Below are 22,847 nucleotides of genomic sequence, written 5' to 3'. Positions count from 1 at the left end.
TCAGCCACGGACCGCCCGGGCGGCAGTGGAGCGGGGAGGGACCTAGGCTGGTCGTCAGGTGCGCCGGGAAGCCTGGTCGGCAGTCGGCCACCGTCTGTCCTGGAGCCCTCGATGCCAGAGCCGTCTCACGTCAGGGAGCCCCGCGGACGCGGCTGGCTGTGGAGGCAGGCAAGCCGACTTCTCCATCGGCTCCTACGCCTGCGACGCGACTCCCGGGCTGCCCCGAATCATGTGGTCGTGCGGCTCTCCGGAGAAGTCACGGCCCAGAACGCCGGGCACATCGGGAAGCGCCTGCAGGAAGTGCTGAGCAGACAGCCGGCGATCCTCGAGATCGACATCGAGGACGTGACATACGTCAGCAGCGACGGCGCGGCGGCGTTCTTCACTTCGGTGCGTACGGCCCGGGCGCGCGGCACGCGCGTAGTGGTGACTCATGTACGCCGTCAGCCTCGCGGCACCCTTAACCTGCTGGGGCTGGAAAGGGTCCTCGACGTGTACGAAGGGGATGTGTCGCTCGGGTCACGGGGCGGCGATCAGTAGCCGGCCCAGCAACCTCACCCTGCTCTGCTTCCGCCCGTACTGGCCTTCGTCTGCGCCGGGTTCCCCTGCTTTCCGTTTCCGCGTACCTACAGCTGAGCGACCCCAACTCTGGCCACAGTCAGGGGAGAGCGGTCAGGCAGGTGGTTTTCCTGCCCGCCGCGCCGGCGATCGCGGCCGTCACTGTCGCGATCGAGGTCATCCTGGGCACGATCCAGCTCATCGCCACGAACGCCCGCAACCGGGGCCAATGCCTGACGATTCGCGGCGGAGCGCGTGTCAAACACCGCTGGGGATTCCCCAGCTACCCCTGGGGCATCTACGCCTACCCGTGGCGGGGCCGATGCTGAGGTTCGCCCCCTCAATGAGGAACAAGAAAGGCTGAAATGAGAAGAAAAGCGGCATCTCTGCTGCTCTTCGTCACCGCGGCAACCGTGGCGGTCATCGCGACGGCTATGACCTTCGTGGAGGACGCGCAGGCGGGCGCACCGGGCTTCTGGATCGCCACCGGGGCGGCACTGCTGGCCTGGGGCGTCGAGCGGCGAGCCGGCTGACCCGCCGCATCAGGCACTGACGGAGTTTGTGGCCGGGGACGGGCGATCGACCGCCTGTCCCCGGTCGTGTCACCTCGGCCGGCAGCCGGACCGAGGGAGAGAATGTGAGTACCAGTGAAAATGCGGGGGATTCCGCCGGGAACACAGGCCGGGGCGATGTGGGGCCTGGCGATTGCGATCAATGTGACTGGGGTCGGCCTGGGGTTTCTGCGGGGGCCAGAGTTGTTGATCCAGTTCCTGGTTCCTGGCATCGGTTCCGCCCTGGGCGCCGGGCTCGTCACCATAGCCTCCGGAAGTGACGGGGCGGCTGTCGCCACACCAAACGCAACTCCTCACAGCCGCGTGCCGATGGCGATGGAGTACTGTGCGTCGGTGGTTCGTACTCGGAATTGCGGCTGTCGGCCGAGGAGTTCGGCCCGCCCCTGGCGTGGCGCGGCGAGTAGTACCCGGTCTTGGGGCCGCAGGGCATAGCCGGGGTGGAGATCCCAGGCGAGTCCGCCGGGACGGTTTGCGTCGTCATGCGTCGGTGTGGCGGCGGGGTCAGGCGGGCGCTCGTTGGGTTCGGCCGTGTCGAGCGTCAGAACGCGCCAGGCTCCTGAGCGGAAGGACTCGGCGATCGTGATCCCTCCAGCTGTGTGCCCGGCGAGCCTCAGAGCGGCGAAGAGCAGTACACGGCGTTCGACAGGTATGCCGAGGACCTGGCGGCCCATCATGGCTTCGGCGAAGGTGGGGGCAGTAAGGGTGGAAACCCTGCGGCTGCGGTGAGGGCTCTGGGGTGGACGGTGCGAGGGTGCGGTAGGCGCCGGCGGCGAAGTCGTCGTACAGGCGCAGCGCTACCCGCAGGTCGGGCTTCTCGGAGCGCGCGTACAGGGTTGCTTCCAGGTTGGTGCGGCCTACGGGCAGGGTGAGGGTGGAGCGGGCTGAGGTCGCGTAGGGCAGGCGGGCAAGGAATCCCAAGGGGAAGAAGCCGACCCTGCGACACGCAGCAGGTAGCGGTAGGACACCGATGTCTCCATTGGGCACATCGAGGAGACGCGCGACCCAGCCACCAACGCGTCGGCGAGCCCGATTCTGATCATCAACGTAGCGGGGGCGGCCGAGGGCTGTACAGATGCTCGAATCGCAGGCGGACGAACGCAGGGCAGCACGCAGTTCAGGCCTGGAGACCGAGCCAGGTGCATCGCATATGCCGTATGAGCCGCAAATTCGATGCCCGGAATGAATGTTTCATTGCGATATGTGTGATTGTCCATGGAGTGGCGCTATGTGACAGGTTACGGTCGGCCGAAAGCAGAGTGCCCCGCAGCTGACATGAGGGGTGTCCGACCGCATCCTCCAGCCACTTCTGGATGGGAGCGGCGAATTTGAGGCGGAGACGACCAGCGCTACGTGGGGGTGTACGGCGTCGCCTGGCGGTGGCGGTTCTGTACGCCCTTGGGATTTCGGCTCTGGCGCTGGCAGCGGTGTGGCTGGCGGTACGGATCACTCCGCTGCAACCGGTGTCGGCGGCCGGTCAGACTGTGCGGGTGGGCGCTGCGACGCTGGAGTGGAACCTGTCGGGTCCAGGACAGCTCGACCTGTTCGGTCAGAAGATCCCACCCGGCCGAACTTCGACGGGCCGATCAGGCCCCGGCTGGAGCTGAGGCACATCGATGAGGACGCCGAGGTGGCCGAGCTACTGCGCTCGGGCGACCACGACCGGCTCACTTTGGAGGTGGGCCGGAAGCTTGCGTGGGGATGGGTTCGCTACGGGCTGTGGGAGACGGCGGTGGCCGCGGGGCTGATGCTGCTCCCCCTGGCAGCCTGGACGGGCATGCGCCGCATGCCGCCGGGCCGGACCGTCCGTGTGCTGGCCGGGGGTGTCGTCCTGGTGGCCGTGATCAATGCCGTCGGCTTTTATCTGCTGGCCTCGGACACCCCTCGGGTACTGCGCAACGTACGGTCGCTGCAGGATCTGGTCGGCGACAGCCCCCTGGCCCCGGTTCCCAGGGCCGAAGGCCCGCCGCTGGGCGACGTGCGGGCGGTGGTGCTGGGCGACTCGACGGCTGCCGGTACCGGCAACCGCCCCCTGCCCGACGCCACCGAACTGGACCGGGCCTGCCGGCGCAGTGCGGAGCCTTCCCCCGGACACTCGCCCGTGCCAACGACTGGCGCGTGCTGAACCTCGCTTGTTCGGGCGCCACGATCCGCGATGGCGTCCTCGGCGTGCAGATCCTCGGCAGCCAGGTGGCTCCGCCGCAGTTCGCCCAGGCGCAGCGGGCCCCCAGACGCGTCCGTCGTCATCGTCAGTGTCGGGGCCAACGACGTGCGCTGGTCGGACCTGGTCAGGCTGTGCGCGGCCGCCCCGTCCTGCGACGACCGTGCCTCCACTGCGTTCTTCCAGAACCGCCTCGCCCGGTTCGCACTCGACTACCGAAGGCTCCTGCACAACCTGGCCGCCCTCCCACACCGTCCGGCTGTACTGGTCAGCGAGTACTACGACCCCTTCGGCCCGGACGTCGACTGCCTGGGCAAAGACGGTCTCACCCAGCAGAAGGTGCAGGTCCTGCGCTCACGGCTGACGGCACTCAACGCCGTCCTGCGACAGGGAGCCGAGACCACCGGCTTCACCACGGTGAAGCCGAACTTCGCAGGACATGAGCTGTGCAGCGACCAGCCATGTGTACAGGGGGCCGCTGACCGCGCTCCACTGCACCCGACCGACGCCGGGGGACTGGCCATCGCCCTCGCCGATCAGCAGGCACTGCCCGCAACAGCACGCTGACCGCATGTCGGCACGAAACGGTTCCTCGGAGTCGACAGCCATGCGGTGGTGGTCACCGCGCCGCAGAAACCGCGGTCGTCCGCTCCGGCGTTGCGGCTCAGCCGTCTCCCGAATGTCGGAACTACCCTCCTCTCCGTGGCGACGCGGCCGACCGCCGCCAGGGCGAGGTGGATGTCAGCCACGTGGTCATGCTGCTGATGTCGGACGAGGTGACGATTTCGGCCAGGCCGCCGTCGTCGGACCGAACGCTGGCCCGACGGAGGGGACTGGCATCCAACTCAGGCAGCAGATGGGCCAACGTATCTTTCGGCATGGCCCTGGGCAGATCGGCGATGGGCACCAGGAGGGGAACCCAGCTTCGTGGCCTCCTGGTCCCCAAGGGCACGTTCCCGGCCTGGTGCACGGTGATGTGATCAGGCCCACCGGCCGACCGTCCTCGGCGACAACAGGGAATGCCGAGTGAAGGAAGCGGAGCGTGGAATCACCGAGGAAGTCGGCGACGCTCGCTCCGGCGGGCACGGCGAGCGGATCCGGGGTCATCACGTCGGGTACCGCGACTCCGGAGAGAAGCTCCCGCATTCTGGCCTGGCGATCCTCGGCGCTCGCCGCGGCAATGAGGAACCAGTCGATGACGGCCAGCCAGAATGCTCCCATGAACAAGAGTTACAGGCCCACTCCGACGAGGATCCAGCCGAGAGGCCGACCTGCGGCCGTCAGGAGCGGGCTGACCAGCGGCCCCACTCCGGCGATGCGCAGCTCCGCGTCCGGCGATGGTGCTTCGCTCCCAGCCGGGCGATGCCGCCCAGCAGCCACAGCGTGATGCCGTCCACAGGCACACCGTTGCGCCCCGCCACGACAGCGTGGCTGATCTCGTGAGCGACGAGGGATACGAAGAAGACGGCAGCGGTGGCCAGGCCGACACTCCAGTACGCCCAGATCGGGTGTTCGCCGTGGGCGTCCGGCAGGGGGCCTTCCGACAGTCCGGCCGCGACGAGCACGAATATGACCAGGACGCTCCAGTGCACTCCGACGCGAATACCTGCGACGCGTCCCAGGGAAAGCGTCGCGTCCATGGGCTCACCTCCACTGCGGGGTCCGGGTAACCCGCGGCAGGACGGCGAAGCTCCTCACCTCCCGGGCGCTGGGCAGCGCCCCGTTTCGCGCCGGAACCGTCCCCTGAAGGCGGAGGGTGGCGCCTGGAGCGAATACCGGGTGTCCCGCGCTGCAGGAAAAGGCTCGACCACGCTGCCAGTTCGCTCTGCATGGTGCACTGAACCGCAAACAGTGCGGGCGGCGCCGGACGGGGAGTGTGACAACCACGTTTGCGGAGCTGCTGCCGGGGGACTCCGAGCAGTACCCACGAACCATGCATGGGTCGTGGCGGGGGTGGCGTGGGCAGCGCCCGTCGGTCCACAGCAGGCCGTCAGGCCCTCGGCTGAGAGGTCCGGCCATGAACTGCTATGAATGCGTGCGCTTGGGGCACACCTCGGAGGCAGTAGCCGTCTGCTGGCTGTGCGGTGCTGCTGTCTGCACCGAGCACGTGCGCTCGGAGACGGCTCAGGTACGCGAGCCGCCCCAGCCGGGCAAGGTGATACATGACCAGCCGGCTCGGCGATTGACCTGCCCGGCGTGCCGTGCGGCGGAGGAGTCGCGCTGACTTGTCAGCCCGCAGTCGATGGTTTCCGCCCTTCTCGCACGGAGGGCATCCGCATCGCCGTGGCGTGCGGTCTCTCCTCAGTGCCGCGATGTCCGCACCGTGCGATGTGACCCTGCGGGCGCGTGGCGTTGGAGAGTGGACGGCCCACTCGGACGGATGCTGCGGTTGACACGCAGGAGGTTGTCGGGGTCGTACCGCGCCTTGATCTGTCGGAGTCGCTCGTAGGTGCCCCGGTATGCGTCGGCGGTTCTGTTGACGTCGTCCTCGGCCAGTTGAAAGTTGACGTAGTTCCCGCCGGTCGAGAACGGCCGGATCTGCTCCATCCCTTGCGAACCGCGCCCACGATGCGGTGTCCGTCGGCCTGCGGCGGCCACACTCCGGAGAAGCCGCTGAGGAACCGTGCTTCTCGGTTGCCGACGGCACCGCCGTCGTCGGTCTCGATCAGCGCGCCGGCGAGGTGGAAGATGACGGAGAACGACAAGGGCGAGGCGACGTCGAGCGCGGCGTCCCGGAACGTGGGAAGGTCCTCACCCGGCAGGCCGCGGAGGAACTCGGCCTTCCAGTACTGGTTCAGCCCCTTGGGCTCCATCGCGTCGAGCATCGACTGCTGGGCTGCGTAGGGCTTCGCACCGATGAGGTTGAAGACCGGCTCTCCGAGGGCACGGAGCGGGGCGAGGTCGGCTTCGGTGCTCGTGCCGCTGTGGCACACGAGCAGACCGACGACGGGCTTGAGATGCCACTCGTCCGGGACGAACGGCGCGGACGGCGCGAGGCGGACGATCGCCACAGCCGTCAGCTCGCGCGGAGCGGAGGCGGTGAGCTCCCGGTACGTCGCGAGCACGTCGTCCACCCGGTCCGCGCTCCAGGCGGCGAGGCCACCGGCGATGACGGGGCCGACCTCGTGCAGCCGGAAGGTGAAGCGGGGTGACGACGCCGAAGTTGCCGCCACCGCTGCGCGCGTCTTCCGCCGGGCCCGATGCAGCCCCAACCGCATGACGGCCATCGCCGCAGCTGTCCTCACCCTGGAGAGGCAACGCTGAAAACGCTCAGTGACTCCATCGACTTCGCTACCCGGTACCGGGTCGCCACGGCCTACTCCTCGTCGGAGGTCGTGGGGCGGGTGCGACCCGGCTCCGGCGGGATGGCCTGCTGTGTGCGGATGTGCAGGATGTCCCCGATGAGCAGGTCGTACACAAGCACCCCGATCACACCACCGACAAGGGGTCCCACGATCGGAATCCACCAGTAGGCACTGAAAGCCCCGGGCGAACTGCCGGGGAACGCCAGATCTTTCCAGCCGGCCATCCAGGTCAGCAGGCGGGGACCGAAGTCGCGGGCCGGGTTGATGGCGTACCCTGCGTTGGCCCCGAAGGACATACCGATTGCGGCCACCACGAAGCCGATCACCAGCGGACCGAGGTTCGCCTTCACGGCGGTGTTGCGCAGGTCGATGACGGCTACGACCAGCATGACCAGGAAAGCGGTACCTACGACCTGGTCGATCAGTGGGCCCCAGTTGCCCCCCTGGAAGTAGGGGGCCGGGAAGGTGGCGAAGATCGAGAAGGAGGCGAGCGTGTGTCCCCCCGTCTTGGGCCCCTTCACGGCGTCGTCGAACGCATTGATCGCGTCGTGGTACACGGCGTAGACCAGCGCCGCTCCGGCGAGGGCACCGGCCACCTGTGACACCCAGTACGGGAGGACCTTGACCCAGGGGAATTTGCGGCGTACCGCGAACGCGAGAGTTACGGCCGGGTTGATATGCGCCCCGCTGATCCCGCCGGCCACATAGATACCGAACATCACGGCCATGGCCCAGCCCCAAGTAATCAGCAGCCAGTCCCCAGCACTGAGGAAGAATGTGGTGGGGTTCGAGGTGCGGCCGGAACCAGGCAGCGCTGCGACCGTCATGGCCACCACGCCGCAACCGAAAGAGATAAGGACGAACGTGCCCAGAAATTCCGACAGGCATTCGCCCCACAGGCCCGCGCGGCGCCTGAGCCGCGAGGGCTTCACCAGAGGCGGGATCTCCACAGCCATGTGATCCTCCCAGGCATTCGTCCGGTCGTGTTCAACGCGACTGTCCGCTTCGCGAAGCAGCACGCCGGAACACGGTCTGGGCTTCGTCGCGTGCCGCACGGTGGAGCGTCTCCATATGGGTACCGTGGCGGCCCGGCCGCAGCGAGCCGAGAGCGTCCATTTGGATATGAATACGCGATCCCAGGGAGTCCCTTATTGCGAGGCTCCTGTGCGGGACCCGTCGCTCCACCAAAATGTTGCAGGTCGAACAGTGCTCATCTCGCGCGTCCCAGCGGCGCTGCAACTGTGCGACGCGGGCCCATCTTGATGAGGGAGGCGGTTATGGAGCTGTTGATCCTCGGCGGAGCGTTAGAAACGGTGCTGTGTCGACGCGTACAAGAGATCGCGTCACATGAAGGACACCGTTGGTGAATTCGGCGGTGGTCGCCAAATGACCTTGCGGCGGCGGGATGATGTCCGGAACGGCGTGGGGGCGCGAGCGTGAGGTGATCGAGGTGTCGCTGCGTCCACGCCTTCCGGATGAGGTTCCGGCACAGACCGCCGAGGTGGCCCGGCTGGCGTTCCCGAAGGGCTGTCTGTGCATGCGGATCCGGGAAGCGCTCGGGCTGTTTGCCGATGAGGACTTCGTGGATCTGTTCCCGCTGCGTGGTCAACCCGCCTGGCCACCCCGTCAGTTGGCGCTCGTGTCGGTGCTGCAGTTCGTGGAGGGCCTGTCGGACCGCCAGGCGGCCGCTGCGGTGCGCGGGCGCATCGACTGGAGGCGGCGGCGATGATCGCCACTGTGATCACAGAGGGGTCCACAACGCCCGCCTCCTTTCGTCTCAGCGTTCAGTGGCGGTGCTTCGCTGGTAGATGTCGGGGATGCCGTCGTGGTCCTCGTCGCGGGTCTCCTCCTCGTACAGGCGGCGGTAGATGCCGTTGCGCCGCTTGACCAATATCGCGGCGAGCCCTGCCGCGGTCAGCGAACCGATGAGCACGGCGGCCTTGACGGGCTGGGCAGCGACCGGGTCGGGGAAGGCGAGTTCGCCGATCAGCAGGGCGACGGTGAAGCCGATGCCGGCCAGCGCCGAGAGCGCGAAGACGTCGGCCCAGGCCAGTTCGGGGTTGAGTCGGGCGCGGGTGAAGCGTGCGGCCAGGTACGTTCCGACGAAGATGCCGAGGGTCTTGCCGACGACGAGGCCCAGGACCACGCCGAGCGGTTCCGGCTGGGTGAACACATCGACCAGCGAAGCGACCGAGACGCCGACGCCGGCGGCGAAGAGTGCGAAGAGGGGTACGGCGACGCCTGCCGATACCGGGTGCAGGAGGTGGGAGGTGCGTTCGCCGGGGGAGAGTTCCTCGTCCTTGTCGCGGGTGGTGCGCAGGATGAGACCCATGGCCACGCCGGCCACCGTGGCGTGGATGCCGCCGTTGTACATCAGTGCCCAGATCGCGATGCCGAGGGGGCCGTACCACCACCAGCCGCGGACACGGAGCCGCTGGAGCAGGTAGAAGATGAAAAGGCCGACGAACGCCGCGCCGAGAGCTGCGAAGTTCAGGTCGCTGGTGAAGAAGATGGCGATGACGAGGATCCCGCCGAGGTCGTCGACGACCGCGAGGGTGAGCAGGAAGGCGCGGAGTGCGGCGGGGAGATGGGTGCTGAGTACCGCGAGCACGGCCAGGGCGAAGGCGATGTCGGTGGCCATGGGCACAGCCCAGCCGTCGAGACTGCCGCCTCCCGCCGAGGCGGTGACGGCGTAGAACGCGGCGGGGACGATCATGCCCGAGATCGCTGCGATGACCGGCAGGGCAGCGGTGGCGGGGGTACGGAGTTCGCCGACGACCAGTTCACGCTTGAGCTCTATGCCTGCGACGAGGAAGAAGAGGGTGAGCAGGCCGTCGGCGGTCCAGTGTCCGATGGAGAGGTCCAGGCCGAGTGCCGGTATGCCGAAGTGGAAATCGCGTATGCGCTCGTAGGTGTCGGCCCATGGAGTGTTCGCCCACACCAGTGCCACCACGGCGGCGACCAGCAGAACCAGCCCGCCGACCGTTTCCGTCCTCAACGCCTGGGCCACGGCCGTGCGTTCGGGCAGCGGCAGAAGACCGAGGAAGGGGGAACGCTCGCGCGGCGCGGCAGCCATCAGGAAGACCTCCGGGATCGGCATGTGGGCATACGAGCCCCTGACGCCGACCAGACTTCCCGGCACACCGCGCGTCCGCCGCAGCCCTTCATGGGCTGACGCTGACGCGTTCTTAACACCCTAACTGGCCACCTCTGTATACCGCCAGATGCCCTTTTACCTGCTGAAATGCGAGGAGGAGGCATGACGAGCGGGCCCGTGCACACCAAGGCGCAAGGTGTGCACGGGCCCGCTCAGGAGCCGGGCCGCGGGGGCGGTCAGACGGTGGTCTTCACCGACTCCTGGTCATCGTCCTCCTCGATCTCTCCGGCCTTGCGGGCACGGACGAACTCCAAGAAGGAGTTGAGCTCGCGCTTGACGACCGGGGCGAGGAGGTAGAGGCCGATGATGTTGATGACGGCGAGCATGAAGAGCACGGCGTCGGCCAGGTCGATCAGCGTCTGCAGGGTCAGCAGGGACCCTGCGACGGCGAAGACGGTGTAGAGGACCTTGTACGTCAGCTCGCTGGCCCTGCTGCGGCCGAAGAGGTACGTCCACGCCTTGAGGCCGTAGTAGCCCCAGGTCAGCACGGTGGAGATGGCGAACAGCATCACCGCGACGGTGAGGATGTACGGGAACCAGGGCAGGACCGTCTCGAAGGCGTCGGAGGTGATCGTGACGCCGCCGATGGACTGGTCGGTGCGGGCCGCGGCCCAGCTGGCCGGGTTGGCGATGACGATGGTCAGCGCGGTCATCGTGCAGATGACGACGGTGTCGATGAACGGCTCCAGCAGGGCGACCAGGCCCTCGCTGGCGGGGTGCTTGGTCTTGACCGCGGAGTGGGCGATCGGGGCGGAGCCGAGACCGGCCTCGTTGGAGAACGCGGCTCGCTTGAAGCCGATGATCAGGGCGCCGAGGACACCGCCGGCGACGCCCTCGGGGTTGAAGGCTCCCTCGATGATCGTGCCGATGGCGGCGGGGACGGCGGTGACGTGGACCAGGATGACGACCAGGCAGCCGGCGATGTAGATGACGGCCATGGCCGGGACGAGCTTGCTGGTGACGTTGGCGATGGAGCGGATGCCGCCGAGCAGCACGATGCCGACGAGGGCCGCGACCAGCAGGCCGAAGAGCAGGGCTCCGGCGGAGGAGCCCATCATCCCGTCCTCGCCGCCGGTGACGGAGACGAGCTGGGCGTAGGACTGGTTGACCTGGAAGAGGTTGCCGCCGAAGAGGCCGAAGAAAAGGATCATCGCGGAGGCGAGGACCGCGAGGACCTTGCCGAGCTTCTTGCCGCCCGCGCCGAAGCGTTCGGCGAGGCCCTTGGGCAGGTAGTGCATCGGGCCGCCGGACACAGTGCCGTCGGCATGCACCTCGCGGTACTTCACACCGAGGGTGACCTCGACGAACTTGGTGGCCATGCCGAGCAGGCCGCACAGGATCATCCAGAAGGTGGCCCCGGGGCCGCCGATGGAGACGGCGACGGCCACACCGGCGATGTTGCCGAGGCCGACCGTGCCGGAGACGGCGGCGGTCAGTGCCTGGAAGTGATTGACCTCGCCGGCCGACCCCTTCTCGTCGTACTTCCCGCGCACCACGTCGAGGGCGAGCCGGAACTTGCGGAGCTGCACGAATCCGAACCAGCCGGTGAAGACGAGACCCGCGACCACGAGCCAGGCCACGATGAGGGGGAGGTCCGTCCCTCCGACAGGGACGGAGTAGAAGACGACTTCCCCGAGCCAGGTGGCTATGGGTTCGAAGAATCCGCTGACTGCTTCGTCGACGGACGTGGTCATGGAGTCGAGTGACACTGTGGCTACCTCGGTGGCGCGGGACCGGCGCATGAGCCTGCGCCGGAAAGAAGTGCGGTTCTTTGAGCGAACGCCGTTGTCCGATCGGCGATCCAGGGTGACGCGCCCGCGGACGCGGAACGTGATCACCTCGGTCGTGCAGCCGGCTGGTACACCGGCCTTCCGCGCGGCGGCGAGGGGTGGGGCCACCTGCGGAGTTGCGTTGTTCTACCACGCCTTTACGGATTCTTTAGTGATCCATTTCACATCGCTCTCGGTAATCTTCGAAAGTGCCAGCGAGCGAGATCGGACCGTTATCCGGGCACGATGGTCCGTTCATCGGACATCTATATCGAACGGGTCCCGTCCGTCTCACTCCGGTTCTCGGCCCGGTGTGACACGGCGATGGGCGCCGGCGGCGTTGATGATCCGTGCGAGGAGCGTGCCGACGAACGCGGCACCGAGGAGCAGGCCGATCCGGGCGGCGTCGGGGTGGCCCTGCCAGGAGAGTTCACCACGCGGGGCGATGATGAAGCCGTTGAGGAACATCCAGCACACGAGGGCCGTTCCGGGGGCCGCGGTGAAGCGGGCGGGCAGGCCCAGCAGCGCCGCGAATACGCACAGTGCCGCCAGGCCGATAGTCGGCCCCGACGATCCGTCGACACCGCTCAGTGCGGCCATGAGCATGAATGAGCCGACGAAGGCGGCCGTCCAGACGAAGGGCGTCGCCACCGGCTCGGGCACGGGCCGAAGGCCGGAGGTGCGCAGCGGATGCCACTCCATGGCCGATCCCTTCATCCGTGGCAGGTACGCCGTTTGCGAGGCTTCCATACAACGGGGATGGGGCCGCGAGTCAGCGAGGCTCGCTCTTGTGCGGCTCGTGCAACGCGATGTCACGCGCCGTATCGGAGTCTCAGCTGAGTTCGGCGAAGGTCTCCACAGCGTGGGTCTTGCCGGTGACGACGATGACGTCGCCCTTCTGGACGACGGTCTCGGCGGTGGCGTAGGTGAAGTCCTCACCGGGGCGTTTGATGCCGACGACCGTGACACCGTACTTGCTGCGGACCTGGCTCTGGCCCAGCGGGATGCCGGTGGCGATGTCCGGGGCGACGGTCTTCACCAGGGCGTAGTCGTCGTCGAATTCGATGAAGTCGAGCATGCGGCCGGTGACCAGGTGGGCGACGCGTTCGCCCATGTCGTGCTCGGGCAGGACGACGTGCGTGACGCCGAGGCGTTCGAGGATCTGGCCGTGCTGGCGGCTGATGGCCTTGGCCCAGATGTTGGGTACCTCGGCCTCCAGCAGGTTGGAGCTGACCAGGATGCTCGCCTCGATGTCCGTACCGATGGCGACGACGGCGCTGGTGAACTCGTGGACGCCGAGCTGGCGCAGGGCTTCGGGATCGGTGCAGTCGGCGACGGCGGCGTGGGTGAGGTGGTCGCTGTACTTCTGAACCAGGCGGGGATCGGTGTCGATGCCCAGGACGTCCCAGCCTCGCCGCATCAGCTCGTTGGCGAGGGAGTAGCCGAAACGGCCGAGGCCGATGACAGCGACCCGCTGGTCGCGGCCGGGGGCGTGGGTCTCCGTGACGCGCTTGCGGCGCCGTTGGCGCAGGGAGTGCAGGTAGTTAACCAATGACGGGTCGCTCCTCGGGCAGTTCGTAGCGGCGGGTGCGCTCGCGCAGGGCGAGGGCGGAGACCAGGGTGATGGGGCCGAGGCGGCCGACGAACATCAGTCCGATCAGCAGCAGTTGGCCCGCTGTCGGGACGTCCCCGGTGATGCCGGTGGACAGGCCCACGGTGCCGAACGCGGACACCACCTCGAACAGCACCGCCTCGAAACGTTCCTCCATGAGCGTGAGCAGAAGGAGCGTGGAGCCGATGACCAGGCCGATGCCGAGCAAGGCCACGGTCAGCGCCTGGCGCAGCACATGCGGGGCGAGACGGCGGCCCAAGATCGCGGAGTTGGGCTCGCCACGCACCTCGGCGATGATCGCGGCGAGCAGGACGGCGAAGGTGGTCACCTTGATGCCGCCCGCTGTTCCGGCGCTGCCGCCGCCGATGAACATCAGCACGCAGGTCATCAGCAGCGTGGAGGACTGCATTGCCCCGACGTCGACGGCGTTGAAGCCAGCCGTGCGGGACATCGCGGAGTGGAAGAAGCTGTTGAGGAGCTTGTCCGCCGTCGAGTGCGGGCCGAGGGTGTCGGTGTTGGTCCACTCCAGCAGGCAGGTCAGCAGCGTGCCGGTGACCAACAGCACGGCGGTGGTGATCAGCGTGAGCTTGCTGTGCAGGGTCCAGTTGCGCCGTCCGGTCGTACGCCGCCGGTTGCGGTGGCGCAGCAGCTCCAGCAGGACGGGGAAGCCGATGCCGCCCAGGATCACGGCGGTGGCGATCGGCAGCATGACCCACGCGTCCGAGGCGTAGCGGGTGATGCTGTCGGCGTGCAGCCCGAATCCGGCGTTGTTGAACGCCGATACGGCGTGGAAGTAGCCCAGGTACGCGGAGTCTCCGATGCTCTCGCCGTATCCGTACCGGAAGCGCAGGGCGAGAATCGCGCCCACCGCGAGTTCGACGATCAGCGTGGTGCCCGCGACCCCGAGCAGCACCCGGCGCACGTCTCCGATGCCGAGGCTCTTCGTCTCCGCCTGCGCCGTCAGCTGCATCCGCAGCCGCAGGCGCCCTGACACCAGCAGCGCCAGCAGCGAGGCCATCGTCATGATGCCGAAGCCGCCAACCTGGATCAGAGCGAGAATGACGCCCTCACCGAAGCCGCTCCAGTAGGTGCTCGTGTCCACGACAGCCAGACCGGTGACACACACAGCGGAGGTGGACGTGAACAGTGCGGTCACGAACCCGGTCGCCGCACGTTCCTCGGAGGCGATCGGGAGCGCAAGGAGCACCGCACCGGCGAGTACGACGGCGGCGAAGGCCACGACGAGCGCACGAGCGGGATGCGCGGCCAACTTCGACGGCAGCGACCGCGCCCGTGTCATCAGTCCTGCCACCCGCTGTTCCCTTCCCCGTCTGCCGTGACCGCCGCAGTCCTCGTCCGTTTGCGTGAAGCCTTCGTCAAGATCCCGGCCGCACACCATACCTGTAGGGATGGAACCAGCTGCCGGTCTGCGGCATGGTGATCTTCATGTCTTCCCTGCCGCGCCAGCTGCCGCCCGACCGCCCCAGCGGGCACATGATCGTCTGTGGTGATGACGGGCTGGCTCTTCGGCTGGCTGACGAGTTGCGCGAGGTATATCGCGAGCAGGTGACGCTCGTCGCCCCCAGCCGGGCCGGAGTGTCGCCGATGCACACTCCGCCGGCCGGGCGGACCCGGGCGTCGGCGCTCCTCGGTCGGGCGGCGATGACGGGTTCGCCGGATGCCGCTCCTGCCGTCGATGACGGGCAGGTCGTGGAGGCCCGGGAGGTGACCGGCGAGGTGCTGGCCGCGGCCGGGGTGGCGCGGGCCGCCGCGGTCGCGCTCGTGCACGGCGACGACGAGGTGAACATCCGTACGGCGTTGACCGCCCGGCGTCTCAATCCGCAGGTGCGGCTGGTGATCCGGTTGTACAACCGCAAGCTCGGCCAGCACCTGGAGGAACTTCTGGACCAGGCCGCAGCCGTGGCAGGGCTGGACCCCGTGGCCCTGGACACCTCCACGACTGTCCTCTCCGACGCGGACACGGCCGCCCCGGCGCTGGCCGCCACCGCGGTCGCTGGCACCAGCAAGGTCGTCCAGGCGGACGGGCTGCTGCTGCGAGCCGTGGAACGCACCCCGCCCGGGCGCGGCGGAGTCACCGACCCGGGCCTGTGCACCCTTGCGCTGTTGTCGGCCACAGACAACGACCCTGCGGGGACGGAGGGTTCGGACCGCAGCGGCGCCGAAGGACCCCAACTCCTGCCGGACGGGGATGCGGTGACCGCGGCCACCGGGCGCGGGACCGTGGTGCTGGAAGCCGTCTCCTACACCGGGCCGGTACTGCCGCCGGGACGGCTGGCCAACCGTGGCGCCTCTCTCGGCCAGTTGTTCTCGCGGCGGCTGCGCTGGTCGCTGTTCGGCCTGATCGCCTGCGTCCTGGGTCTCGCCGTCGCTTCCTGGCTGACCACCGGGGGCGACCCCGTGCACGCCGTCTACCTAACGCTGCTCGACCTGTTCGCCATCGACGATCCGGCGATCGGCGAACCTCTCAGCCGTCAGATCATCCAACTCCTCTCCGGTCTTGCCGGGTTGCTGCTGCTGCCGGTGATGACCGCTGCCGTACTGGAGGGCCTGGGCACCTTCCGCAGCGCCTCCGCCCTGCGCCGCCCATCGCGTGGCCTGTCCGGCCATGTCGTCCTGCTCGGCCTCGGCAAGATCGGGACTCGTGTGCTGGGCCGGCTGAAGGAGCTCGACATCCCGGTGGTCTGTGTGGAGATGGATCCCGAGGCGCGCGGTGTTCCGGTCGCCCGACGCCTCCGTATTCCCACCGTCATCGGAGACGTCACCGAGGAGGGCGTCCTGGAGGCCGCGAAGATCCATCGCGCGCACGCCCTGCTCGCCCTCACCAGTAACGACACCATCAATCTCGAAGCCGCCCTGTACGCCCGCTCGGTCGAGCCGGACCTGCGGGTCGCCCTGCGTCTGTACGACGACGACTTCGCCACCGCCGTCTACCGCACCCTGCGCGCCGCCCACCCGCACGCTCTCACCCGAAGCCGTAGTGTCTCCAGCCTCGCGGCCCCCGCATTCGCCAGCGCGATGATGGGCCGTCAGATCCTCGGCGCCATCCCCGTCGAACGCAAGGTTCTGCTCTTCGCCGCCGTCGTGGTCGCGGGGCACCCACAGCTGGAGGGCCGTACCGTCGCCGAAGCCTTCCGCCCCGGGGCCTGGCGCATCCTGGCCCTGGACGCCGCCGCCCCCGCTGAACGCCGCCCCGACCTTGCGGCGGCCCATCCGGCCGACGACGAGGAACGCCCTCCTGGCCTGGTCTGGGACCTGCACCCCGGATACGTCCTGCGGCCCGAGGACCGGGTCGTCCTGGCTGCCACCCGTCAGGGTCTCGCTGAACTCCTCCGTCGCCATCCGCGTCCGCACCCTGCCGCGCCGTAGGGCTGCTGGGGGGGATGATTCATGGCGCTCGGTGGCGGGCGGCGGGGTTGGCCATCAGATGGCGCGGGTCGGCGGCCCGGGTGATCGCCGACTCGACGGCGGAGACGCGGTCCGCGAGGAGGCCGAGGGCGGCGACGGCGCGGGTGAGGGGGTCGCTCTCGGGGCCGCCGAGGGTTTGCGTACGTACGTAGGCCGCCTTCAACTTGCCCCAGCGTTCCGCCTGTTCGGTGGTGAGTGTGCCGCGCAGTTCGGCCAGTTTCAGGAGGTTGGCCTCGGCGCCTGTGGTGAGGGTCTGGGCCTCGGCCGAGTAGTGGTCGTCGATCAGGGCCGCCAGTTCGGTGTCGTTCATGACCGGTTGGATGCGCTGGGCGATTTTGTTCATGTTGCGGTAGGAGCCCTGGAGTTGGAAGGGCGGCTCGGTCCGAGTGGTATCGGACTGGGCCGCCGAGGCGATGTACGCGGCGTTCACCGCGAGGACCGTCTCGAGAGCCGTCAGCAGGTGGCGCAGGACGGCCAGGATGCGCTCCAGGTCGGCGGGGGCGTAGGGGTGGCTCAGCCGGTCGCCGCGGGCCGTCGGGTCGCCTTGGGCGAGACGGATCAGCAGGTCCAGGTCGGCGCGGTCGCGGCCGGCGAGCGGCGCGAGGACCGGGTTCGCAGTGAGGGCGTTCTCGATGAAGCTGAGCGCGAAGGCGTCCTCCTTGCCGGTCAGCACGTCGCCGAGGTTCCACACGTCGGCGCGGTTGGCGAGCATGTCGGGGACGCGGAAGCGGCTGCCGGACTCGGTGTAGGGGTTGCCGGCCATGCAGACGGCGAACCGTTTGCCGCGCAGGTCGTAGGTGCGCGGTTCGCCGTCCCGCACGCCCTCGATACGGCGGGTGGCGTCGCACAGTGGGATGAAGTTCTGCAGCAGCTCGGGCGAGGTGTGCTGGATGTCGTCCAGGTAGAGGAGGGTGTTATTGCCCGTCTCCAGAGCGAAGTTGATCTTCTCGATCTCCCGGCGGGCGGTGGCGTTCGGGGCCTCGGCAGGGTCGAGCGAGGTGACGCTGTGACCCAGCGCCGGGCCGTTGACCTTGACCAGGATCAGGCCGAGTCGGTCGGCGACGTACTCCATGAGCGTCGTCTTGCCGTAGCCCGGCGGGGAGACGAGCAGGAGCAGGCCGCCGGTGTCGGTGCGCTTCGACTCGCCGGTGGTGCCGAGTTGCTTGGCGAGGCTGTCGCCGACCAGCGGGAGGTAGACCTCGTCGATGAGCCTGCTGCGCACGAACGCGGACATCACCCGCGGCCGGTGCTCGTCCAGACGGATCCGGGCGCGCTCGGCGGCCACCAGAGCGGTGCGGCGGCGCTGATAATCGCGGTGCCCGGGTACCTGGTGGGCACGGAACTCCCGTGTGCGTGCGAGGAATTCATCGATGCGGATCGTGAGCGTACGGTCGTTGATGCTCGGGTGGGCGCCGAGCAGTCCCTGCACGGTCTGTGTGAGCGGTGCCTCGGACTCGTAGCGGGCCAGGTCCGGGCAGAGCTCGGCGGCCACCGCCTCGGCCAGGTCGCCGGGGGCGATCTCCAGGCCGGTGGCGGAGGTGTACGAGGACAGCCACGCTTCGACGAGCTGCCTGCGGGCGGGCAGGTCACTGAGGGCGGCGAGGTCGTCGTCGTAGGCCGAAGTTCCCACGGTACGGCGGAACTTGTCGAGCAGTGTGCGGGCGTGGGCGCTGATGACGAAGCCGTCGGGGCCGCTGGTCAGCTCCTCGAAGAGGTAGGCGGCGGCAAGCGCCTCGTCGGTGTGCCCGGAGATCGGTGGTGAGCTCTTTCCGGCCCGGACGCCGATCGCCTGTGCGAGTTCCCTCTCGAAGTCGGTGATGGCGGGGGCGAGCCCGAAGGTCTCCTGGGCGCGGGCGAGCGACACCGCACGGCGGGTCCACGACGCGCGCTCGTCGGCGGTCGTGCCGTGCGCAAAGAAGAGCTGAGCCGCGGCCCGGGCCGCCGGCTCGTGGCGCAGCAGGGCCACGCCTTCGTGCAGGCGCAGGAGCGCCGTGAGGATCAGTACCGCGTCGTGGTCGTGGACCCCTCGCTCGTAGCCCTCGTCGTACGCTGCCTCCGCTGCTCGGCGGACCAGGGCGGGCAGGTCGGCCTCGGCCAGGGCTGCCGGACCGTGCTCGTCCAGCAGGCGGGCCGCGAGGTGTTCGGCGCGGTAGACCTCGGGCGACTCCGACGGCAGGGGGTGGTCCCAGTACGGGCGGGTGGCGGCGAAGTCGGGATCGGTGACGGGCGAACGGTAGTCCGTGCCGGTCAGGGCGAAGGCGAGGCCGTCGCCGTGCGGGACCAGGGTGAGGTCGAGGGGCTGGGTGTTGACGGCGAAGCGGTGGCTGCCGAGGCGGATGGTGCGGCCGTCGTCGGTGTACAGGTCGGTACGGTCGCGCAGGGAGCGAAGGGCCTCCTGACGGGCGGACTTCAGCCGCCCCTCCAGCTCCTCCGCCCGCACCTGGTCGCCGAGTTCACGCAGTTCGTCCGCGACACGGCGGACCGTGGAGGTCATCGGGTCGGAGGTGAAGTACGTGGCGACGGCGTCCGCGTCGGTGAGCGTGGCCGCACGCCGGGCCACTGTCCGAAGGACACGCGCCGCCGAATCGGCGAGTCGCTCGGCGCGCCGGGCGCGGGTGTCGGCGAGGGTCTGCTTGCGGGAGGAGAACGCCTCGTGGACCTCGTCACGCTTGTCCGCGAGTTCGGCGAGGAAGTCGTCGAACTCGGCGAACCGCGTCTCGAGATTCTCCACCTGCACCAGCATGCGGGCGAGTTGTTCGTCGCAGGTCTCCGGACTGTCGGCGGCTGCGAGCGCGCCGGTGACAGCCTGGCCGAGCAGCGCGAACTCGGCGGCGAACTCGGCTCGTCCCTCGCGGTCGAGCAGTTCGCGGCGCCGGGCGTCGAGCGTGGCGCGAGCGCGGTTGACGCCGCCGAGGACCTCGGCGATCCGCTCCAGGATGGAGGTGCGGACGGTGGCGTCGCCGATGCCGAGCCCGGCGACGACCTCGGTGACCGTTCGCAGCCCGTCGGCGACTTCGTCGAGGCGGGCGGCGACGGGCGCGGCCTCGGCGACGGTGGAGATCGCTTCGGCGTCTGTGACGAGCCGCTCGACATCGGCCTGGTGGCCGGCGAAAGCGTCCTCGCGGGCGAGGTGGGTGACGGCCCGCTGCCCAAAGGCGGCAAGGTCGGCCTCGACGCCGGCGGTGACTTCGTCGATACGGGCGGTGTCCGCGTACCGCAGGTCCTTGAGCGTCAGCAAGTGCCCCTGGGCATGCCGGAGTTCGGTCAGCCCGGAGACCCACGCGGCGGCATCCCGCGGGGCCTCGCCGCGCAGCCGCCGTACGACCGTCGCGACGCGCGCGGCGGCCTCGGCGAGCGCGTCGGCGGCCTGCCGGGTGAGGGCCTGGACGGTCTCGAACTCGGCCAGCACCTGCTCGGCCGTGGCCCGGACCTGCTCCAATGGCGCGTGTAGATCGCCGAGTTCGAATTCGGTCAGCCAGTGGTAGGAGTCCGCCGTCCGGACGCAGGCCGTGACCAGGGCCTCGTACACCTCGGTCGTCGGGGTCGTCTCGGCGACGGCGCGGGTGAGGGACAGACAGTCGGAGATGCCGCGGACGAGGTCGGCGTTGCCGACCCGGGCGAGCGGGCCGGTACCGACAGGCTGGGCGGCGGCGTGCGTGTCGGAGACGTACGGGGATGTCCACAGCTGCACGGGATGCACTCGCTGCGGCTCATCGCTGTCGGCGCGCAGGACGACGAGTGAGCCGTCGCCGAAGAGTGCCCAGCCGTGGCAGGACAGCGGGGTGCTGACCTCCTTGCGGATCATGTTGTACGGCAGCAGGAGGCTGCGGCCTTCCACGCGCGCGTGGAAGGCGAACAGCACGTCCTCGCCGTTCGGGGAGTGGACCGCACGCATGAACTCCAGGTCTGCGGTGTCGACGGCGTCGAACGTCTTGTATGTCCCCGTGGCCAGGCAGTAGCCGCCGGGAAACACGATGCCCTGGTCCTCGGGCAGGCGTCGGCACGCCTGCCCGATGCCGTCGAGGCGGACGACGGTCCTGGTGAGGGTGTTGAAGACCAGGTAGCGGTGGGCGTCCTCCTTGTAGGGGCGGATCCGCAGCAGCATCAGGGCGCCCACGCGCGCGTACGCGATGTCGGCGTCGGCGAGGGTCTGCAGCGGCTCGGCCACCGGCTCGGCATAGATGCCCTCGCCCGTCTCGGTGTTGTCCTCCACCTTGATGGTGAGCGTGCCACTGATCGTCTCGACGAAGACCTCGCCCTCAACGCAGACGTGCGGGTGCCGGCCGAGGACGTGGTCCTCACGGGTCGTCGCACGCCACTCGAAGTCATGGGAGGGCGGGAAGACATGGTCGCGTTCGCCGCGGGCGTCGAGGAAGCGGGCCCGACCGTCGTCGGACAGGGTCCAGCGCAGGACGCGGATGTCCTCGGCTCTCTCACCGGTCTGGAAGACGGCCAGCAACTTTCCGTCGGCACGCCGGAGTTGGAGCAGGTGGGCCTGGCGGTAGTAGCGGTAGAGGGCGGTGAACTCCCGCCGGAAGACCGGGTCGTCGAGCAGGCCGGGTACGGCGTCGTCGGGCAGTCGGTTCAGCTCGCGGTCGTGCAGCGCGAAGACGTCGCCCACGCTCGTCTCCGGCTTCAGTCCCAGGAAGACGTTGTGGCCGAAGAGCAGCACGTCACCGACGGCGACGATGTCACGGGGCACGCAATTGTGCTCGGTGCGCAACCGCTCGGTGCCGGTGAGTTCAAGCCGCAGCGAGCCGAACTCCTCGGTGCGGCGGGCGTTGAGCGCCTCGGCACGGCGGGCCAGCTCGGCGGCCTGCGCGGTGAGCCGTTCGCGCAGCACCTCGTACGTGCTTGTGTCCAGGCCGGTGCTCATGGGTCCCCTCAGGAGGTCGGAGGAAGAACGCGGTCCGGAGCCGCCGTCCCCTGCTCGGCGGCTCCGGACCGTGCGACGGTCAGCCCTTGGTGCTGCCGTTGAGGGCGGCGAGGGAGGCGTCGGCGAGACCCAGCTCACCCGCCTTGTCCAGCAGTTGCTGCAACTGTCCGGAGTTCGCGCCGCCCGTCTTCATGAGCTTCATCAGCAGCGCGGAGACGGTCAGGTTCTGCACATCGGCCGTGGAGACCTGGCCGAGGATCCGGCCGAAGTCGTCGGTGAAGCTCGCCGTGCCGTCCAGCCAGGGGCCCGCGAGCGCCTGGGCGGTCTCGGAGTGCTGGACGAACCCGTCGAGACCCTTGCCCAGCGCGATCGAGGAGACGAGGCGGTCGAAGAAGACCGACTCCCCGCCGACGATGTTGATGTCGGCGTTCTCCAGACCGGTGGCAAGCACCGAGGCCTGCGCCTCGGCCACCTGCCGCTGCACGTCGAGCCCGGCGAGCCGGATGTCCTTCTCGGCCTCCAGCCGCAGCCGGTACTCCTCGTGGCTGCGGGACGCCTCGTCGAGCGCCGCCATCGCCGCGGCCTTCTCGGTGAGACCGGCGGCCTCCGCCTTGAGCTTCTCGCCGATGGCCTCGGCCTCGGCGAGCGCCTTGGCCCGGGAGCCCTCCGCCTCGGCCCGCATCCGCGCCTCGGTGGCCTCGGCCTCCGCACGGCCCGCCTTCTCGATGACCTCGGCCTCCTTGTCGCGTACCTGCACGGCGGCCAGGCCCTCGGCGGCCGCCTCCGCCTGAATGCCCTCGGCGAGCCGCAGCTTGGCCTGCGCGTCCAAGTCGGCGCTCTTCAACCGGGCCTCGGCCAAGGTGAGTTCCTCGGCGGCACGGTGCACGGCAGCCTGCTCGGCGGCTTCCGCGGCCTTGATGTCCTTGACCAGCCTTTCCTGCGCCTCGGCCTCGGCGGCGATGATCACGGACTGCCGCTGCCGCTCCGCCTCCTCCACGGCGCGCAGCTTCTTGATGGACTCCTCCTGCTCGGCGACCGTACGGTCCACCGCGACCCGCTCGCGGATGACCTCGGCGATCTCCCGCTTCTCCGCCTCGACCTCCTTCGAGGCCGCGATCCGGGTCAGCTCCGTCTCCCTGTCCCTGGCGATGACTTCGAGGAGACGGTCCTTCTCGATGCGCTCGCTCTCGATGGCGATGACCCGCTCGCGGTTCTTGGCGGCGACGGCCACCTCGCGGGCCTGGTTCTCGCGCTGGACGCCGAGCTGCTCCTCGGTCTTGAGGAAGGCGCCCTGCGCCCGCAGCCGCTCCTCCTCCACCACCCGAGCCGTCTCGGCCTCCTCGCGGGCCCGTACGGTCTCGATCTCGCGCCGCTGCTTGATCTCGGCGTCCGCCTGCCGCCGCTCCAGCTCCAC

19 protein-coding genes and 3 pseudogenes are annotated in these 22,847 nt (G+C 69.1%); 10 read left to right on the top strand and 12 right to left on the bottom strand.

Going from position 1 to position 22,847, the window contains the following annotated elements; translation table 11 throughout:
- Positions 1-111: 111 nt before the first annotated feature.
- The 3 genes from H4N64_RS24800 to H4N64_RS24790 all read left to right on the top strand — a co-directional run bounded on the left by H4N64_RS24800 (position 112) and on the right by H4N64_RS24790 (position 1,091).
- Positions 112-540 (top strand): STAS domain-containing protein, encoded by a 429-nt coding sequence (locus H4N64_RS24800; RefSeq protein ID WP_186284622.1) that lies wholly within the window; start codon positions 112-114, stop codon positions 538-540.
- A gap of 140 nt (positions 541-680) precedes the next feature.
- A complete protein-coding gene (locus H4N64_RS24795) occupies positions 681-887 on the top strand; it encodes a hypothetical protein (protein ID WP_186284621.1) in 207 nt (68 codons plus the stop codon).
- Between the two features lie 36 nt (positions 888-923).
- Positions 924-1,091 (top strand): hypothetical protein, encoded by a 168-nt coding sequence (locus H4N64_RS24790; protein ID WP_186284620.1) that lies wholly within the window; start codon positions 924-926, stop codon positions 1,089-1,091.
- A 332-nt stretch (positions 1,092-1,423) separates the two neighbouring features.
- Here H4N64_RS24790 and H4N64_RS45480 read toward each other — a convergent pair.
- A pseudogene (locus H4N64_RS45480) lies at positions 1,424-1,988 on the bottom strand (potassium transporter TrkA); the annotation flags it as partial.
- A 769-nt stretch (positions 1,989-2,757) separates the two neighbouring features.
- On the opposite strand from H4N64_RS45480, the gene H4N64_RS24780 reads away from it, so the two are divergent.
- On the top strand, positions 2,758-3,252 hold the full coding sequence (locus H4N64_RS24780) for a hypothetical protein (RefSeq protein WP_186284618.1): 495 nt from the start codon (positions 2,758-2,760) through the stop codon (positions 3,250-3,252).
- 30 nt (positions 3,253-3,282) lie between these two features.
- Entirely contained in the window at positions 3,283-3,855 is a 573-nt protein-coding gene (locus tag H4N64_RS24775; RefSeq protein WP_186284617.1) for a GDSL-type esterase/lipase family protein, read from the top strand.
- Positions 3,856-4,041: 186 nt separating this feature from the next.
- Here H4N64_RS24775 and H4N64_RS45475 read toward each other — a convergent pair whose 3' ends face one another.
- On the bottom strand, positions 4,042-4,395 hold the full coding sequence (locus tag H4N64_RS45475; RefSeq protein WP_260859965.1) for a CBS domain-containing protein: 354 nt from the start codon (positions 4,393-4,395) through the stop codon (positions 4,042-4,044).
- 173 nt (positions 4,396-4,568) lie between these two features.
- The gene (locus H4N64_RS45470) at positions 4,569-4,928 is read right to left on the bottom strand and encodes a zinc metalloprotease (RefSeq protein ID WP_260859953.1); all 360 of its coding nucleotides are present in this window, start codon (positions 4,926-4,928) and stop codon (positions 4,569-4,571) included.
- Positions 4,929-5,221: 293 nt separating this feature from the next.
- On the opposite strand from H4N64_RS45470, the gene H4N64_RS46870 reads away from it, so the two are divergent.
- The gene (locus H4N64_RS46870; protein WP_418896293.1) at positions 5,222-5,512 is read left to right on the top strand and encodes a DUF2180 family protein; all 291 of its coding nucleotides are present in this window, start codon (positions 5,222-5,224) and stop codon (positions 5,510-5,512) included.
- 77 nt (positions 5,513-5,589) lie between these two features.
- On the opposite strand, the gene H4N64_RS46865 is transcribed toward H4N64_RS46870, so the two are convergent.
- Positions 5,590-5,835 (bottom strand): BBE domain-containing protein, encoded by a 246-nt coding sequence (locus tag H4N64_RS46865; RefSeq protein WP_186284615.1) that lies wholly within the window; start codon positions 5,833-5,835, stop codon positions 5,590-5,592.
- A 26-nt stretch (positions 5,836-5,861) separates the two neighbouring features.
- Between H4N64_RS46865 and H4N64_RS46860 the strand changes: the two genes are divergently transcribed.
- Positions 5,862-6,440 carry a hypothetical protein gene (locus tag H4N64_RS46860; protein WP_186284614.1) on the top strand — a complete coding sequence of 193 codons (579 nt, stop codon included), beginning with the start codon at positions 5,862-5,864 and terminating at the stop codon, positions 6,438-6,440.
- Positions 6,441-6,468: 28 nt separating this feature from the next.
- Positions 6,469-6,552, top strand: a pseudogene (locus H4N64_RS24750) (IS5/IS1182 family transposase); the annotation flags it as partial.
- Positions 6,553-6,604: 52 nt separating this feature from the next.
- Here the strand turns inward: H4N64_RS24750 and H4N64_RS24745 are convergent.
- Positions 6,605-7,549 (bottom strand): MIP/aquaporin family protein, encoded by a 945-nt coding sequence (locus H4N64_RS24745; RefSeq protein WP_186284696.1) that lies wholly within the window; start codon positions 7,547-7,549, stop codon positions 6,605-6,607.
- Between the two features lie 494 nt (positions 7,550-8,043).
- On the opposite strand from H4N64_RS24745, the pseudogene H4N64_RS24740 reads away from it, so the two are divergent.
- Positions 8,044-8,310: pseudogene (locus H4N64_RS24740) on the top strand (transposase); the annotation flags it as partial.
- A 60-nt stretch (positions 8,311-8,370) separates the two neighbouring features.
- Here the strand turns inward: H4N64_RS24740 and nhaA are convergent.
- The 5 genes from nhaA to H4N64_RS24715 all read right to left on the bottom strand — a co-directional run bounded on the left by nhaA (position 8,371) and on the right by H4N64_RS24715 (position 14,443).
- Positions 8,371-9,669 (bottom strand): Na+/H+ antiporter NhaA, encoded by a 1,299-nt coding sequence (gene nhaA / locus H4N64_RS24735; RefSeq protein WP_186284695.1) that lies wholly within the window; start codon positions 9,667-9,669, stop codon positions 8,371-8,373.
- A gap of 257 nt (positions 9,670-9,926) precedes the next feature.
- Positions 9,927-11,459, bottom strand: a complete 1,533-nt coding sequence (locus H4N64_RS24730) for an amino acid carrier protein (protein ID WP_186284612.1) — start codon at positions 11,457-11,459, stop codon at positions 9,927-9,929.
- Positions 11,460-11,810: 351 nt separating this feature from the next.
- On the bottom strand, positions 11,811-12,221 hold the full coding sequence (locus H4N64_RS24725; RefSeq protein ID WP_186284611.1) for a hypothetical protein: 411 nt from the start codon (positions 12,219-12,221) through the stop codon (positions 11,811-11,813).
- A 130-nt stretch (positions 12,222-12,351) separates the two neighbouring features.
- On the bottom strand, positions 12,352-13,071 hold the full coding sequence (locus H4N64_RS24720) for a potassium channel family protein (RefSeq protein ID WP_186284610.1): 720 nt from the start codon (positions 13,069-13,071) through the stop codon (positions 12,352-12,354).
- Positions 13,064-14,443: a TrkH family potassium uptake protein gene (locus tag H4N64_RS24715; protein ID WP_336246796.1), complete on the bottom strand. Its 1,380-nt coding sequence runs from the start codon at positions 14,441-14,443 to the stop codon at positions 13,064-13,066. The genes H4N64_RS24720 and H4N64_RS24715 overlap by 8 nt, the downstream gene beginning before the upstream one ends.
- A gap of 122 nt (positions 14,444-14,565) precedes the next feature.
- Between H4N64_RS24715 and H4N64_RS24710 the strand changes: the two genes are divergently transcribed.
- A complete protein-coding gene (locus H4N64_RS24710) occupies positions 14,566-16,518 on the top strand; it encodes a potassium channel family protein (RefSeq protein ID WP_186284609.1) in 1,953 nt (650 codons plus the stop codon).
- A 19-nt stretch (positions 16,519-16,537) separates the two neighbouring features.
- On the opposite strand, the gene H4N64_RS24705 is transcribed toward H4N64_RS24710, so the two are convergent.
- The gene (locus tag H4N64_RS24705; RefSeq protein WP_186284608.1) at positions 16,538-21,433 is read right to left on the bottom strand and encodes a DNA repair ATPase; all 4,896 of its coding nucleotides are present in this window, start codon (positions 21,431-21,433) and stop codon (positions 16,538-16,540) included.
- Positions 21,434-21,512: 79 nt separating this feature from the next.
- Positions 21,513-22,847: flotillin family protein (locus tag H4N64_RS24700; RefSeq protein WP_186284607.1), on the bottom strand; the 1,335-nt coding region annotated here is incomplete at its 5' end.

The sequence above is a fragment of the Streptomyces cupreus genome (genome assembly GCF_014257025.1).
Taxonomy (GTDB): Bacteria; Actinomycetota; Actinomycetes; order Streptomycetales; family Streptomycetaceae; genus Streptomyces; species Streptomyces cupreus.
The sequence above is the reverse complement of the archived record's forward strand: the minus strand, read 5'-3'. Positions and strand labels throughout refer to the sequence as shown.

Bases quoted from the DNA above. Each gene is read 5' to 3' on its own strand.
- H4N64_RS24800 (WP_186284622.1), top strand. From the start codon at position 112: ATGCCAGAGCCGTCTCACGTCAGGGAGCCCCGCGGACGCGGCTGGCTG.
- H4N64_RS24790 (WP_186284620.1), top strand. From the start codon at position 924: ATGAGAAGAAAAGCGGCATCTCTGCTGCTCTTCGTCACCGCGGCAACC.
- H4N64_RS24775 (WP_186284617.1), top strand. From the start codon at position 3,283: ATGGCGTCCTCGGCGTGCAGATCCTCGGCAGCCAGGTGGCTCCGCCGC.
- H4N64_RS45475 (WP_260859965.1), bottom strand. From the start codon at position 4,395: ATGACCCCGGATCCGCTCGCCGTGCCCGCCGGAGCGAGCGTCGCCGAC.
- H4N64_RS45470 (WP_260859953.1), bottom strand. From the start codon at position 4,928: ATGGACGCGACGCTTTCCCTGGGACGCGTCGCAGGTATTCGCGTCGGA.
- H4N64_RS46870 (WP_418896293.1), top strand. From the start codon at position 5,222: ATGCATGGGTCGTGGCGGGGGTGGCGTGGGCAGCGCCCGTCGGTCCAC.
- H4N64_RS46865 (WP_186284615.1), bottom strand. From the start codon at position 5,835: ATGGAGCAGATCCGGCCGTTCTCGACCGGCGGGAACTACGTCAACTTT.
- H4N64_RS24745 (WP_186284696.1), bottom strand. From the start codon at position 7,549: ATGGCTGTGGAGATCCCGCCTCTGGTGAAGCCCTCGCGGCTCAGGCGC.
- nhaA (WP_186284695.1), bottom strand. From the start codon at position 9,669: ATGGCTGCCGCGCCGCGCGAGCGTTCCCCCTTCCTCGGTCTTCTGCCG.
- H4N64_RS24725 (WP_186284611.1), bottom strand. From the start codon at position 12,221: ATGGAGTGGCATCCGCTGCGCACCTCCGGCCTTCGGCCCGTGCCCGAG.
- H4N64_RS24710 (WP_186284609.1), top strand. From the start codon at position 14,566: ATGGTGATCTTCATGTCTTCCCTGCCGCGCCAGCTGCCGCCCGACCGC.
- H4N64_RS24705 (WP_186284608.1), bottom strand. From the start codon at position 21,433: ATGAGCACCGGCCTGGACACAAGCACGTACGAGGTGCTGCGCGAACGG.